This window comes from Methylobacterium fujisawaense (assembly GCF_039619325.1).
Classification (GTDB): domain Bacteria; phylum Pseudomonadota; class Alphaproteobacteria; order Rhizobiales; family Beijerinckiaceae; genus Methylobacterium; species Methylobacterium fujisawaense.
This window is the reverse complement of record NZ_CP155000.1, coordinates 2,938,222-2,950,355: the sequence shown is the minus strand read 5'-3', so window position 1 is coordinate 2,950,355 and position 12,134 is coordinate 2,938,222. Positions and strand designations below refer to the sequence as shown.

At 73.6% G+C, this 12,134-nt stretch carries 13 protein-coding genes; 7 read left to right on the top strand and 6 right to left on the bottom strand.

Features of this window, described 5'->3' with window-relative positions; genetic code table 11:
* Window positions 1-2: 2 nt before the first annotated feature.
* Together ABC766_RS14065 and ABC766_RS14060 are read right to left on the bottom strand one after the other, a co-directional pair.
* Window positions 3-431 (bottom strand): SufE family protein, encoded by a 429-nt coding sequence (locus ABC766_RS14065; protein WP_345822487.1) that lies wholly within the window; start codon window positions 429-431, stop codon window positions 3-5.
* 80 nt (window positions 432-511) lie between these two features.
* Window positions 512-1,603, bottom strand: coding sequence for a PAS domain S-box protein (locus ABC766_RS14060; protein WP_345822486.1), 1,092 nt, complete (start codon window positions 1,601-1,603; stop codon window positions 512-514).
* Between the two features lie 345 nt (window positions 1,604-1,948).
* Between ABC766_RS14060 and ABC766_RS14055 the strand changes: the two genes are divergently transcribed.
* From ABC766_RS14055 to ABC766_RS14045, 3 genes are all read left to right on the top strand, one after another.
* Window positions 1,949-2,332 (top strand): DUF3761 domain-containing protein, encoded by a 384-nt coding sequence (locus ABC766_RS14055; protein WP_342143224.1) that lies wholly within the window; start codon window positions 1,949-1,951, stop codon window positions 2,330-2,332.
* Window positions 2,333-2,453: 121 nt separating this feature from the next.
* Window positions 2,454-3,092 (top strand): helix-turn-helix domain-containing protein, encoded by a 639-nt coding sequence (locus ABC766_RS14050; protein ID WP_043381487.1) that lies wholly within the window; start codon window positions 2,454-2,456, stop codon window positions 3,090-3,092.
* On the top strand, window positions 3,058-4,359 hold the full coding sequence (locus tag ABC766_RS14045; protein WP_342143225.1) for a DNA-packaging protein: 1,302 nt from the start codon (window positions 3,058-3,060) through the stop codon (window positions 4,357-4,359). Before ABC766_RS14050 ends, ABC766_RS14045 begins: the two co-directional genes overlap by 35 nt.
* 321 nt (window positions 4,360-4,680) lie before the next feature.
* Here ABC766_RS14045 and ABC766_RS14040 read toward each other — a convergent pair whose 3' ends face one another.
* Window positions 4,681-5,658 (bottom strand): hypothetical protein, encoded by a 978-nt coding sequence (locus ABC766_RS14040; protein WP_342140972.1) that lies wholly within the window; start codon window positions 5,656-5,658, stop codon window positions 4,681-4,683.
* A 30-nt stretch (window positions 5,659-5,688) separates the two neighbouring features.
* Between ABC766_RS14040 and ABC766_RS14035 the strand changes: the two genes are divergently transcribed.
* The 3 genes from ABC766_RS14035 to ABC766_RS14025 all read left to right on the top strand — a co-directional run bounded on the left by ABC766_RS14035 (window position 5,689) and on the right by ABC766_RS14025 (window position 8,807).
* Complete coding sequence (locus tag ABC766_RS14035) at window positions 5,689-6,882, top strand: phage portal protein (protein WP_342140973.1); 1,194 nt, start codon at window positions 5,689-5,691, stop codon at window positions 6,880-6,882.
* A gap of 93 nt (window positions 6,883-6,975) precedes the next feature.
* Window positions 6,976-7,488 (top strand): HK97 family phage prohead protease, encoded by a 513-nt coding sequence (locus ABC766_RS14030; RefSeq protein WP_182591287.1) that lies wholly within the window; start codon window positions 6,976-6,978, stop codon window positions 7,486-7,488.
* A gap of 26 nt (window positions 7,489-7,514) precedes the next feature.
* Complete coding sequence (locus ABC766_RS14025) at window positions 7,515-8,807, top strand: phage major capsid protein (protein ID WP_342140974.1); 1,293 nt, start codon at window positions 7,515-7,517, stop codon at window positions 8,805-8,807.
* Window positions 8,808-9,050: 243 nt separating this feature from the next.
* Here the strand turns inward: ABC766_RS14025 and dps are convergent, their stop codons facing one another.
* The 3 genes from dps to ABC766_RS14010 form a co-directional block, all read right to left on the bottom strand.
* Window positions 9,051-9,596, bottom strand: coding sequence for a DNA starvation/stationary phase protection protein Dps (gene dps, locus ABC766_RS14020; RefSeq protein ID WP_043353382.1), 546 nt, complete (start codon window positions 9,594-9,596; stop codon window positions 9,051-9,053).
* A 112-nt stretch (window positions 9,597-9,708) separates the two neighbouring features.
* The gene (locus ABC766_RS14015) at window positions 9,709-10,632 is read right to left on the bottom strand and encodes a S1 family peptidase (RefSeq protein ID WP_078947095.1); all 924 of its coding nucleotides are present in this window, start codon (window positions 10,630-10,632) and stop codon (window positions 9,709-9,711) included.
* Between the two features lie 126 nt (window positions 10,633-10,758).
* The gene (locus tag ABC766_RS14010) at window positions 10,759-11,529 is read right to left on the bottom strand and encodes a S1 family peptidase (protein ID WP_342140975.1); all 771 of its coding nucleotides are present in this window, start codon (window positions 11,527-11,529) and stop codon (window positions 10,759-10,761) included.
* Window positions 11,530-11,554: 25 nt separating this feature from the next.
* Between ABC766_RS14010 and ABC766_RS14005 the strand changes: the two genes are divergently transcribed.
* A complete protein-coding gene (locus tag ABC766_RS14005) occupies window positions 11,555-12,118 on the top strand; it encodes a head-tail connector protein (protein ID WP_342140976.1) in 564 nt (187 codons plus the stop codon).
* Window positions 12,119-12,134: the final 16 nt, after the last annotated feature.

Genomic DNA, 12,134 nt, shown 5'->3' with positions numbered 1-12,134 from the left:
CGTCAGGCCCCGGCGGCAAGCCGGACCGCGTCGCGGTGGATGCGTTCCGCCATCGCCCGCACGCCGTTGGAGCGCTTCGAGGTCACGTGGGCGCCGAAGCGGAGCTGCCGGAACAGGTCGAGGCCGTCGGTCTCGGCGGCCTCCCGGGGCGTCTTGCCGGTGTAGAGCGCCACCATAAGCGCCACGAAGCCGCGGACGATGAACGAATCGCTGAAGCCTTGGAGGACGAGGCGCGGCGTGCCGTCGGACGGCTCCGCCTTCGTGTCGATCCAGACCTGGCTCTCGCAGCCATGGACGCGGTTCGCCTCGGTCCGCTCCGACTCGGGCATCGGCGGCAGGGCGCGGCCCAGCTCGATCAGATACTCAAGCCGCATGTCGTCGTCTTCGACGATCTCGAAATTCTCGATGATGGTGTCGATCGGAGGAAGCATGCTCGCCGGGGTCCGGTAGGGTCCACGCCGCTATAGGCCGACCGCGCCGTCATGGCGACGGGGCCCGGCGACGCGGTCGCTCATTGCGCGGCGGGGCGGGTCGCCGGCAGGGTCAGCCACAGGGGATCGCCCGGGCTGGCATCGCCCGACACGCTGATCTCGGCCTGGGCCGCGTAGGCGGCGATGAGGCGGGGGCCGAGCTTCGGGACGTTCGACCGGCCGGAATCGGCCATCTCGCTCACCCCGGAGACGATCGACAGGCGCGCCGGGAGGCCGGACTCGATGTCGATGGCGATGGAGCAGGCGACGTGCTCGGCCGTGACGTCGAGGCACTCGGCGACGATCTCGGCGACGATCATGCCGAGGGCGTTGGCGGTGCGCGGCTCCACGAGGCCGTTCCCCGAGCCGCCGACATGGACGCTGATCCGCCCGGCCCGCCGGAGCTGCCCGAGCCCGGAGGCGAGGCGGTGGAGGTAGTCCTTGAGGTCGATCGACGCGATGTGCGGCGCCTCATGGAGATGTTGCTGCACCAGCGCGATCGCCCGGACCCGCTGGCCCAGGGCCTCGAAGCTGCCCCGGCAGGCATCCGGCGCCGCCCGGCCGTAGAGGCCGATCAGGCTGACCATCACTTGGAGGTTGTTGCGGACCCGGTGGTAGACCTCGGCCAGCAGCGCCTCCTTCTCGGCCAGCGCGTGCTCGATATGCTCCTCCGCGTGCTTGCGGTCGGTGATGTCGAAGCAGGAGCCGAGATAGCCCTGGAACCGGCCATCCTCCATGAGGGGGCGGGCCGTGTCGAGCAGCCAGCGGTACTCGCCGTCGTGCCGCCGCAGCCGGAACTCGACGGTGAACGGCGCCCGCGCCTCGAAGGCCTCGGCGACGATCCGGGCATGCCGGTCGAAATCCTCGGGATGCAGTCCGCTGCGCCAGCCGAGCCCGAGTTCCGCCTCGAGGGGGCGTCCGGTGAATTCCAGCCAGCACTCGTTGTGGTGGATCGCGTGACCGGCCTCGTCCGAGCGCCACATCATCAGGGGCACGACGTCGGCGAATCGCTTGAAGCTGTCGCTCAGGGCAGCGGCTTCCGCGGTCCCCTGTGCCGGACCCCGACCAGGATCCCCCGAGGGGCCGTTATCCGGCGGTTGTGCCGCGCCGGACCCTGGTGGCTCACCGACCATTCTGTACCCGATTCACTTTGACGAACTGCGTAAAAGGCGATGCCTGCGTGCGGATGGCGCCGGTCAACGTGTCGACCGGACGGCCGTTCCGGTCTTCCACCGCCTTCAACAGCGCACTTTCGGCGACGATAGCCGCGATACCTTTCGAGCCCGTTCCGCGCCCCACCGCCCGGCGCGCCCGGACCGGGGCGCATGGCCGGACCGCACGCGCCGGCGAGCCGGTCGGACAGACCGGCCATCACGCGGGAGCGACAACCTGTGAGTGACGATGAGATAACTTTAGATAGTTCGTGACGCGATGCTCTGGTTGTGTCTGATGATGTTTGACACAACCTTGAGGGCGCCGTGCTGCCTGGCCCGATCGCGACCGTTCCCATCCTCCGCCGGAGAGGCGCCGGTGGCGACGCCAGCCGGTGGCGGATCACGCTGCGGGACAGAGCCTTCCGCCGGGGTGCTGCCCGCTGGTGCGCCCTCGGTGGCTGCCTCCTCCTCGGCATGGCGGGCAGTGCGACCGCGCGGCCCTTCTCCGAACCGGACGACCGGAACCTCGACCGGCACGGCCATTACCGGAGCCGGGACGGATCCGAGGTCCATCAACCGGCCAAGAGCCTCGACGGCGCCAAACCGACCGGCGCCACCGCCAAGTGCCGGGACGGGACGTGGAGCTTCAGCCATACCCATCGCGGCACCTGCTCCCGCCACGGCGGCGTCGCCCGGTGGGAGGGCTGAAGCCCAGGGCGAGCTCTGCCTTAAATCCTATCCCGGGCCAAGAATAGGAATTTGTGCTTGACACCGTCGCGCTGCCCGTGTATCAACACGGCACGGTCGAGACGTGTGCGGAGAGACGCCGATGTGGCCACCTCCTCCCAGCCGGGCGGATAGCCGCGCCGAGGCCCTGAAGCTTCTCCGAGAGACCGATCTGCCGTTCGACGCGATCAGCGCCCGCCTCGGTGTCCATCCGAGCACGGTCCGCACCTGGAATGTCCGGGCCGGCTGGCTGAGACCGCGGAAGCATCGGCCCAGGCTCCTGACGGCGCGGTGGCCGGCGGCGCGTCGGGCGGCGCTGATCCGCCTACTCTGCACCCCGGGCGCCGATCCCGGCGACGTCACCGAGATCCTGGGACTCGGCCGGCTCGATGCCGCGATGCTGGCCTCGGCCTTCGGGGCGGATCTGCCGCCGACTTTGATCCGGCGCGGCGACCCGGCGACCGATCCGGCGACCCTGCGGACGCATCTGCGCGCCCACATCGTCCGGCAGATCGCCGCCTTCGACGCGACGCTGAGCGGGGTGGGGCCGGCCGCGCGCGACTCCGCCCGGATCCTGCGCGACCTCGGCGGGCTCAAGCGGCTCCTCGACACGGTGGATGCGGACAGGGCGCGGAGCGCGGGGGAGGAGGGGGGCGATGGGAGCGAACCTGACCTGCCCGCCCTGCGCGCGGAGATCGCGCGACGCTATGCTGGCTTTGTCGGCGGCCGGACGGCTGCCTGACTTCCTCGGGACCCTGCCTCAGGACCTGCTCCGGGCCCTGGCCGGCGACTGGCTGCATCAGGCCCGGCCCGATCAGCTGCCGCCGCCCGAGCCCTGGACCACCTGGGCGGTGATCGGCGGCCGCGGCAGCGGCAAGACCCGCACCGGGGCCGAGTGGGTCGACGCCCTCGCCCGGGGCGATCCGGCCTTCACCGAGGACCCGGTCGGACGGATCGCGCTCGTGGGCGAGACCCATCTCGACGTGCGCGACGTGATGGTCGACGGTCCCTCGGGACTCCTCGGCCTTCCGGCGCGGGGGCGCGCCCGCCCGGTCTGGTCGCCGAGCCGCCGCCGCATCGAGTGGAGCAACGGTGCGGTCGCGCTGGCCTTCTCGGCTGAGGAGCCGGACGCCCTGCGCGGTCCGCAATTCGGCGCCGCGTGGTGCGACGAGGCCGCCAAATGGCGCCGGCCGGACGCCGCCTTCGACATGCTGCAATTCGGCCTGCGCCTCGGCGCCCGGCCGCGCAACTGCGTGACGACGACCCCCCGGCCGGTGCCGCTGATCCGCCGCCTGCTCGCCGATCCGCGCACGGTGGTGAGCCGGGCCCGGACGCATCACAACGCCGCACATCTCGCGCCGGACTTCCTCGACCAAGTGGTCGGGCGCTACGCCGGCACCCGGCTCGGCCGTCAGGAACTCGACGGCGAGCTCATCGCCGACCGGGACGACGCCCTGTGGAACCGCGCCGCGCTGGAGGCGGGCCGGGTCGCCGCCGCGCCCGATCTCGGCCGGATCGTCGTGGCGGTGGATCCCCCGGCCGCCTCCGGGGCGCGCTCGGATGCCTGCGGGATCGTGGCGGCCGGGCGCGCGGGGGGGCACGCCTACGTCCTGGCCGATGCGAGCCTCGCCCGCGCCACCCCGCAGGCCTGGGCGGGTGCGGCGCTGGCGCTCTATCACCGGCTCCAGGCCGACGCCCTCGTGGTCGAGGTCAACCAGGGTGGCGAGATGGCCGCCGCCGTGCTCGGCCAGTGCGACCCCGCGGTGCCGGTCACGCGGGTGCACGCCACGCGCGGCAAGTATCTCCGCGCCGAGCCGGTCTCGCTGCTCTACGCCCGCGGACTGGTCCACCATGTCGGGGCGTTCCCGGCGCTGGAGGATGAACTGTGCGATTTCGGGCCGGACGGCCTGTCCGGCGGGGCCTCGCCCGACCGGCTCGACGCCCTCGTCTGGGCGCTGACGCATCTGATGCTCGGGCCGCAGGCCGAGCCGCGGATCCGGCGGCTTTGACCGCGGCGGCGAGAAAACAATTCGGCGCGCTTCCGTGAGAAGCGCGCCGGAGGTGGTTCGTGGTCTCTGGAACGAACTGCATCCTGTATACACAATGTCGTGCGCCAAAGCTGTAGCTGTCCTGCCACGGCGTGCCGTCCCGTGCTGGGAATCCCCACCACAATTCTTCGGCTTGTGCGACGGCGGCTGGTGGATCGGGCCGCGCATCCTGGGGGCACGATCCGCGCCGTCAGCTCGGGGCGTCGCAGGCGCGCCCGGCATCCAGAAATCCGGGCCCCCGGCGGGTCCTGCAATCCGGACGGTCCAGCACGGGGGGCGCCGTCACGGAGGCGCGGTCAGGGTCCGCAGGGCGGCCCGGACGTCGGCCAGGGAACCGACCAGGGCATAGCAGGCGAAAGCGTGCGCGCCGGCGGCGGCGTGCGTCACCCGGAACCGGCAGCTCAGGCGGTTCGCTCCGGCCTCGGCGTCGACCGCGAAGCCCGGTCGCGGCGCGTCGGGCTCCTGCTCCGGCGGACCCGGCGCCCAGATCGCCAGGGCGTGCGAGCCCTCCGGCGTCGCCAGGATCACGGGGTCCGGCCGCTCCCCCGGTTCGGGATCGAGGGGCGCGATCCCGCCGCTGGCCGGGTCGAAGCGCCAGGCCGACGAGAATTCCGCCGGCACGGCGGCGGCGAGGGGTTCGAGCAGGAGCGCCGCCGCGGCCTCGGCCAGGTCGAAGCGGGTCTGCACCTCCACGGCGTTGCCGAGGCCGGGCAGGCCGAGGGCAATCCGCTTGTGCAGGATCGGCGCGGGCAATGCCGCGGCCGCGGCGCCCGTCGGGCAGTCTGACGGGGGCTCGTCGGCGGGATCGGACGGCCCGTCCCAGGCCATGCGGGTCTCGGTCTCGGCCCAGCTCCGTCCGGCGCGCAGGGCGCGCAGACGGCGGGCGGCGGGTTCGCCGGTGGGGTCCTGCGGGGTGCCCGCCTCGCTCGCCCGGCGGCAGCCGCCTCCGGACCCGACCTCCGCCCGCGCCTGCAGGGCATCGCCCGGTTCGGTATCGGCCAGGAACGTGACGCCGTCCCAGGTCAGGGTGTCCACCGCTCCGGCGACCCGCCGGGACAGGCGCAGGCTGATCTCGGACCGGCCGAAGGGGCGCGCCAGGATCAGGGTTCCATCGGGTTCCGGCCAGAGGGGCGCGGGCCCGGGCGCATCCCCGGCCCGGGCGGGCGCGGCGAGGAGCGCCGCGACGAGGCCGCCGAAACGGGCGGCGCGGAAGCGCGCCCGGAACCGCGCCTGGGGCCGTGTGGGGAACCGGGGCTGCATCGCGTGACCATAGCTCAGGAACGGACCGGCATGTCGACCCTCCTCGAACGGCTGGCGCGGGTGGCGCGCCGCGCCAGCGGCGGCCCGGTGCTCGCCACCAAGGCCGCCGCGGCCCCGGCCTTCGCCCTCTATGCCGAGGGCCGGGCCAGCTGGACGCCCCGCGATCCGGCGGCCCTCGCCCGGGCCGGCTACCAGGCCAACCCGGTGGTCCACCGGGCGGTGCGGCTCGTCGCCGAGAGCGCCGCGAGCCTGCCGCTGATCGCCACCGGCGCCGGGGCCGAGCGGGCGGGCGACCTCCTGGCGCTGCTGGCGCGGCCGAACCCCCGGGAGAGCGGCACGCACCTGCTTGAAACCGTCTATGCCGACCTCCTCCTCGGCGGCACGGCCTATCTCGAGGCGGTGAGCCTCGACGGGCGGATCGCGGCGCTCCAGGCTCTCCGGCCCGGGCGCATGCGGATGCTGCCGGGCCCGGACGGCTGGCCGATGGCCTATCTCTACACGGCGGGCGGACGCAGCCGCCGGTTCGATCTGCCCGAGCCTGGGGCCGCCGTGGCGCCGATCCTGGCGCTGGCGCTGTTCCACCCGGACGACGAGACCGGCGGCCTCGCCCCGATCGCGGCCGCCGCCGCGGCCCTCGACATCCACAACGCCGCGAGCGCCTGGAACAAGGCGCTCCTCGACAATGCCGCCCGGCCGTCCGGGGCCCTGGTCTTCGCCGGGGCGTCGCTGTCCGAACCGCAATTCGACCGGCTGAAGGCGGAGCTGGAGGCGAATTACCAGGGGGCCGCCAATGCCGGCCGTCCCCTGCTGCTGGAGGGCGGCCTGGACTGGAAGCCCCTGGCGCTGTCACCGCGGGACATGGATTTCGTCGCGGCCAAGAACGCGGCGGCCCGGGAGATTGCCCTGGCCTTCGGCGTGCCGCCGCTGCTGCTGGGGCTGCCCGGCGACAACACCCACGCCAACTACGCCGAGGCCAACCGCGCCCTCTACCGCCAGACCCTGATCCCCCTCGCCACCCGCACCGCGCAGGCGCTGGCCGGTTGGCTGGAGCCCGCCTTCGGCCCCGTCGACCTGGAGCCGGACCTCGATCGAATCGAGGCGCTGGCGGTGGAGCGGGAATCCCTGTGGCGCCGGGTCGAGGCCGCCGATTTCCTGTCGGTGGCGGAGAAGCGCGAGGCGGTGGGCTACCCGCCCGCGATGCCGCAGGAGCCGGGTTCCCGATGAGGCGCAGGTCTCCCTCCTCCCGGCGCGGGGGAGGGAGGGCCCGTGGCAGCTCCGAACGTCCCCTCACGACCCGCTTCACGCGAGGATCCCCCCATGGACGGGCATTTCTCCGGCTATGCCAGCCTCTTCGGCGTGCCCGATCTCGGCCGCGACGTGGTGGTGCCCGGCGCCTTCGCTGCGAGCCTCGCCCGGCGTGGGGCCGCGGGGGTGCGGCTCCTGTTCCAGCACGATCCCGCCGAGCCGATCGGCCGGTGGCTCGCCCTGCGCGAGGATGGCCGCGGCCTGTTCGCGGAAGGCCAGCTCAACCTCGCGGTGCAGCGCGCCCGGGAGGTCGACGCCCTGATGCGCGGCGGCGGCCTCGACGGGCTGTCGATCGGCTTCCGCACGCTGCGCGCCCGGAAGGGCGCCGGCGGCGAGCGCCGGCTCCAGCAGGTCGATCTCTGGGAGATCTCGCTCGTGACCTTCCCGCTGCAGCCGGGGGCGAGGGCGAGCCCGAGCCCCGAGCCGGATCCGGAGGCCGACGCGATCCGCGGCCTCGCCGGCCTGATCGCACCGCTCCGCACCGCCAGACCCGCCGCCCGGCCTCGGCTGGCCGCGCGGTCCTGACTTTCACCCCGCCGACGAGGCTCACGATGGACGCCCGGACCCTGAACACCGATCCCGCCTTCGCGACGAAGAGCGGCCTGCCTCTCCTGGAGAACAAGGCCGCGCAACCCGAGGGCGGCCCGGTCCGCTCGGCCCTCGACGAGCTTGCCGCCGCCTTCGCGGCCTTCAAGGAGACGAACGACGCCCGGATCGACCAGATCGAGGGCCGCCTCGGCGCAGACGTGCTCACGGAGGAGAAGCTCGCCCGGATCGACGCGGCCCTCGATGCCGCCCGCACCCGCCTCGACCGGATCGCCCTGGAGCGGGCCCGGCCGCCCCTCGGGCAGCCGGACATCCGCGAGGCGGGGGCCGCGCACGAGCACAAGGCCGCCTTCGATCTCTACGTCCGGGCCGGCGAGAGCGGCGGCCTGAAGCGCCTGGAGGCCAAGGCCCTGTCGGCCGGCTCCGGGCCGGATGGCGGCTACCTCGTCCCCGACACGATCGAGCGCACCGTGCTGACGCGTCTCGGCCAGGTCTCGCCGATCCGGTCGATCGCCAGCGTGCAGCAGATCTCGGGATCCCAGTACAAGCGGGCGGTCTCGGTGGGCGCGCCGGTCACCGGCTGGGCCGCCGAGACCGCGCCACGACTGGAGACCGCCGCGCCGGCCCTGTCGGAGATCGCGTTCCCCGCCATGGAACTCTACGCGATGCCCGCCGCCACCCAGACGCTTCTCGACGATGCCGTGGTGGATCTCGACGCGTGGCTCTCGGCCGAGGTGGAGACCGCCTTCGCCGAGCAGGAGGGCGTCGCCTTCGTGTCCGGCAACGGCGCGAGCCGCCCGCGGGGCTTCCTCAGCTACGACACGGTCGCCAATGCCGCCTGGGTGCCGGGCAAGCTCGGCACGATCGCCACGGGGGCGGCCGGGGCCTTCCCGTCCGCCAGCCCGGCGGACGTGCTGTTCGATCTGGTCTACGGGCTGCGGGCGGCCTACCGGCAGAATGCCGGCTTCGTCATGAACCGGCGCACCCAGAGTGCGATCCGCAAGTTCAAAGATGCGGAGGGCAACTACCTCTGGCAGCCGCCGCTCGCCGCCGGCCGGTCCGCCACGCTGATCGGCTTCCCGGTCACCGAGGCCGAGGCGATGCCGGATCCCGCCAAGGACAGCCTGTCGGTGGCCTTCGGCGATTTCCGCCGGGGCTACCTCGTGGTCGACCGCACCGGGATGCGGGTGCTGCGCGACCCGTACTCGGCCAAGCCCTACGTGCTGTTCTACACCACCAAGCGCGTCGGCGGTGGGGTACAGGATTTCGACGCGATCAAGCTGCTGAAATTCTCATGAGGGGATGCCGCGACGCTCCCCCTCGGCGCTTTCGGATCGTCGCGCCGGTTCATCCGCGATGCGCGCTCCTCCGCCGTCAGGGAGAACCGGGACGGGGGCGTTCGGACGTAACCGGACCGCTCGGTCCAAAGCCGCCCTCACCCCTGGCCCCTCCCCACAGGGGGGGGACTGCACGCGTCCGGGACGGCGCCGGTCTCGGATGGGGTTCCCCCGGGCCGGCGCCTTCCGCAGGACCGCGCGCCTTCAGCGGCCCGGATTGCCGTCGCGCAGGGCGCCGGTCGGCTCCTGGACGTGGGCCTCCAGGAACCAGAGGTGCTTATCGACCGCCCGGGAGATCTCGGTGAACAGGTCGGCCGTGCCGGGATCGCCCGCTTCGTCGGTCTCGTCGATGTTCTCGCGCACGGCGTTGGCGTAGCCGGCATAGCTGTCGATCAGCGCCGCGACGTGGTCGGCGATGGCGTAGATGCCGGTCGGGTAGGGCGGCAGCTTCGTGCGCTCGGCGACCACCTGGGCCGATCCGAAGGCCGTGGCGCCGAGCTGCACCGCGCGCTCGGCGACCTTGTCGTTGAGGTCGTCCAGCTCGGTGCGGAACCCGTCGAGCATCTCGTGGATGCCGATGAACTGCGGGCCCTTCAGGTTCCAGTGCGCCTGCTTGATCGCCAGGGCGAGGTCGATGCCGTCCGCGAGTCGTGCGTTCAGGGCGTCGATCGAGACCTTCTTGGCATTCGAGTCAGTGTCGTTGCGGGTCTTGTGGGTCCGGGGTGTGGTGCTGGTGCCGCTCTCGGCCATGCTTTCGCTCCGTCAGTCGAAAAGGTTCGGATGCGAAAGTGCCGGTGCGGCCTCAGGTTCCCGCAGCTGCGACGGATCCGCGGCGGCGGGACTGTTTCGCCGCAGGGCGCGCCTAGCGGTTGCGGCCGGGGCGCGCCATCCAGTCCGACCGGTTGCCGCGGGAGGCCGCCTCGCCGACCTGGATCCGCTGCAGTTCCGCCGAGCGCGAGGCGATCCAGCCGGCATGCTCGGCCACCGGCGTCACGGCGGTGAAGCCGCCGCAGGCGGTGCGCCGCGTGCCCTGCTGCAGGGCCCCGCTCGACCAGCTCACCACGCCGACGATCCGGTAGCCGCCGGGGCCTCCGGTCAGGATCGGGCCGCCGGAATCGCCCAGGCAGGCGCCGGCGCCCGAGGTCTCGGCCATGCGCCGCCGGTCCGTCACGACGGTCACCCGGTTGGCGACCTGCAGGGAGCCGATCGACACGAGATGGGCGAGACGCAGGACCCGCGCCGAGTTCCGCCGATTCTCCGCCACCACGCCGAAGCCCGCGATGTCCACCGGCTCGCCGTTGCTGATCGAGCCGGCGCCCCGGGGATCGAGGGGCACGTAGTCGTTGCCGAGCGGCTGCTCGAGCTTGAGCAGCGCCAGATCGACGCCGGGCTGATCCTCGGGGGTCGTCCCGGGCACGAAGTCCGGATGCATGGAGGCGGCGATCACCGGGGTCCGGTGCTGCCGGAAGCTCCGGTCGACGCTGATCACCGTGTATCCGGCGGGGCGCATGACGCAGTGGGCGGCGCTGAGCACGAGGTCCGGGGCGATCAGCGTCCCCGAGCAGATCTCGCCCTCGGTGCTCTCGATGCGCACCACGAAGCTGCGCGCGCCGTTCGGATCCCGCGTCGTCGCGCCGTTGATCACCGCGGCGGCGGGCGTGGGGAGCAGGCCCGTCAGGGCGCCGAGCAACGACACGCCGAGCAGGCCGCCCCACAAGCCGCCCCTCAGGCCGCCGCGCAGGCTGCGCTCGCGGGGGCCGGCCGTCCGGATCGGGCGAGGGGACATCGGGATCTCCGGGCGCGCGCTCTGCGCGGGTGGGGGCGCCGGATACGGGAGGCGGCGCGCGTTGAGCCTAGAGCAAGGCAAGTGCCCGGCCAAGCTGAGGTTCCCTGCGCACACGTCGCCGTGACGTTACTCCGTCCAGCGCGCGGTCCGGTTCCAGCCACCGAGCACGCGATCGATCCAGCCGCGCTGCGGCCCCGTCAGGATGCCCTGGGTCAGGCCGCCGCAGGCGCCGCCGATCCAGGCCGACAGCGCCAGGACGGCCCCGTCCGGTCCCGCGATCGGGCCGCCGGAATCCCCCTGGCAGGCGCCGCCGCCCGTGCCCTTCAGCCAGACCAGGACCCGGCTCGGCCCGTAGGGCTCGATCACCGGCAGCCCAACGCTGCGATAGGTGCCGGTGGAGCGCGGATCGCCGGGCTTGGCCGCGCCGTAGCCCGACAGGGTCAGGATCTCGCCCGCCCGGGCCGGGGCGGCGCTCAGGGTCACGGGCGCGAAGCGGGTCGGCAGCGGCGTCGCGGTGCGCAGCAGCGCGAGGTCGATGGAGCGCCGCCGGGCCGCCGCCGCGCCGGGCGCGTAGCCCGGATGCAGCGCCTGCGCGGCAACGTCGACGAGGACCGGTTCGCCGGCGGCGTCGCGGAAATGGACGCGGTGCTCCCTTGCGTCGGCGAGGCAGTGGCCGGCGGTCAGCACCGTGTCGGGGGCGAGCACCACGCCGGTGCAGACGCCGCCCTTCGACGACAGGACCATCACGGCCCCGCCGGCCGGCGCCTCGGTGCCGCCGATCACCGCCTGCGCCGGGAGGGCGGCGAGCGCCAGGATCGCCGCCAGGGCCGCCGCAAGGACCGCCGCAAGGCTCCCCCCCGCCGGGTGGCGCACCGGGCGGCGCTTCGAGATCGGCATCGGACCACCTGCAGAGAGACGCGCGATGATCCCGTTACGCATCGAGGCCGCCGCCGTCGAGCCGGTGGGCGTGCCCGACCTGCGCGCCTACCTGCGGTTCGAGTCCGATGCGGGTGCCGACGAGGACGGGCTGCTCCAGGCCCTGATCAGTGCGGCGCGCGCGAGCCTGGAGATCGAGACCCGCCGGATCCTGATCCCGGGCCGCTACCGGATCGCCCTGTCCGCATGGCCGCCGGACGGGCAGGTGCCGCTGCCCCTGAGCCCCCTGGTCGCGCTCCTCCGCGCCGGCTTCGCGGAGGCTTCGGGGGGCGTCACCGCCCTCGCCGCGGGGCTCGTGCGCCTCGGCCCCGATCCGGGCGAGGCGCCGTCCCTGCGCATCGATCCCGCCGTGCCGGATCCCGCCGGCCGCACGATCCTGATCGAGGTCGCGGCGGGATACGGCGGCGACGGGCCGCCGCTCCCCGAGCCTCTGCGCCTCGCGATCCTGCGTCTCGCCGCCGCCCGCTACGAGCATCGCGGCGACGAGCCCGATGCCGCCCGTACCGACGCGGCCGAACTCGCCGCGCCGTTCCGGCGGATGCGGCTCTGACACGGCTGTGACGCTC

Bases quoted from the DNA above. Each gene is read 5' to 3' on its own strand.
- ABC766_RS14035 (WP_342140973.1), top strand. From the start codon at position 5,689: ATGTCGACCCTCCTCGAACGGCTGGCGCGGGTGGCGCGCCGCGCCAGC.
- dps (WP_043353382.1), bottom strand. From the start codon at position 9,596: ATGGCCGAGAGCGGCACCAGCACCACACCCCGGACCCACAAGACCCGC.
- ABC766_RS14030 (WP_182591287.1), top strand. From the start codon at position 6,976: ATGGACGGGCATTTCTCCGGCTATGCCAGCCTCTTCGGCGTGCCCGAT.
- ABC766_RS14015 (WP_078947095.1), bottom strand. From the start codon at position 10,632: ATGTCCCCTCGCCCGATCCGGACGGCCGGCCCCCGCGAGCGCAGCCTG.
- ABC766_RS14060 (WP_345822486.1), bottom strand. From the start codon at position 1,603: ATGGTCGGTGAGCCACCAGGGTCCGGCGCGGCACAACCGCCGGATAAC.
- ABC766_RS14040 (WP_342140972.1), bottom strand. From the start codon at position 5,658: ATGCAGCCCCGGTTCCCCACACGGCCCCAGGCGCGGTTCCGGGCGCGC.
- ABC766_RS14005 (WP_342140976.1), top strand. From the start codon at position 11,555: ATGATCCCGTTACGCATCGAGGCCGCCGCCGTCGAGCCGGTGGGCGTG.
- ABC766_RS14010 (WP_342140975.1), bottom strand. From the start codon at position 11,529: ATGCCGATCTCGAAGCGCCGCCCGGTGCGCCACCCGGCGGGGGGGAGC.
- ABC766_RS14065 (WP_345822487.1), bottom strand. From the start codon at position 431: ATGCTTCCTCCGATCGACACCATCATCGAGAATTTCGAGATCGTCGAA.
- ABC766_RS14045 (WP_342143225.1), top strand. From the start codon at position 3,058: ATGCTGGCTTTGTCGGCGGCCGGACGGCTGCCTGACTTCCTCGGGACC.
- ABC766_RS14050 (WP_043381487.1), top strand. From the start codon at position 2,454: ATGTGGCCACCTCCTCCCAGCCGGGCGGATAGCCGCGCCGAGGCCCTG.
- ABC766_RS14025 (WP_342140974.1), top strand. From the start codon at position 7,515: ATGGACGCCCGGACCCTGAACACCGATCCCGCCTTCGCGACGAAGAGC.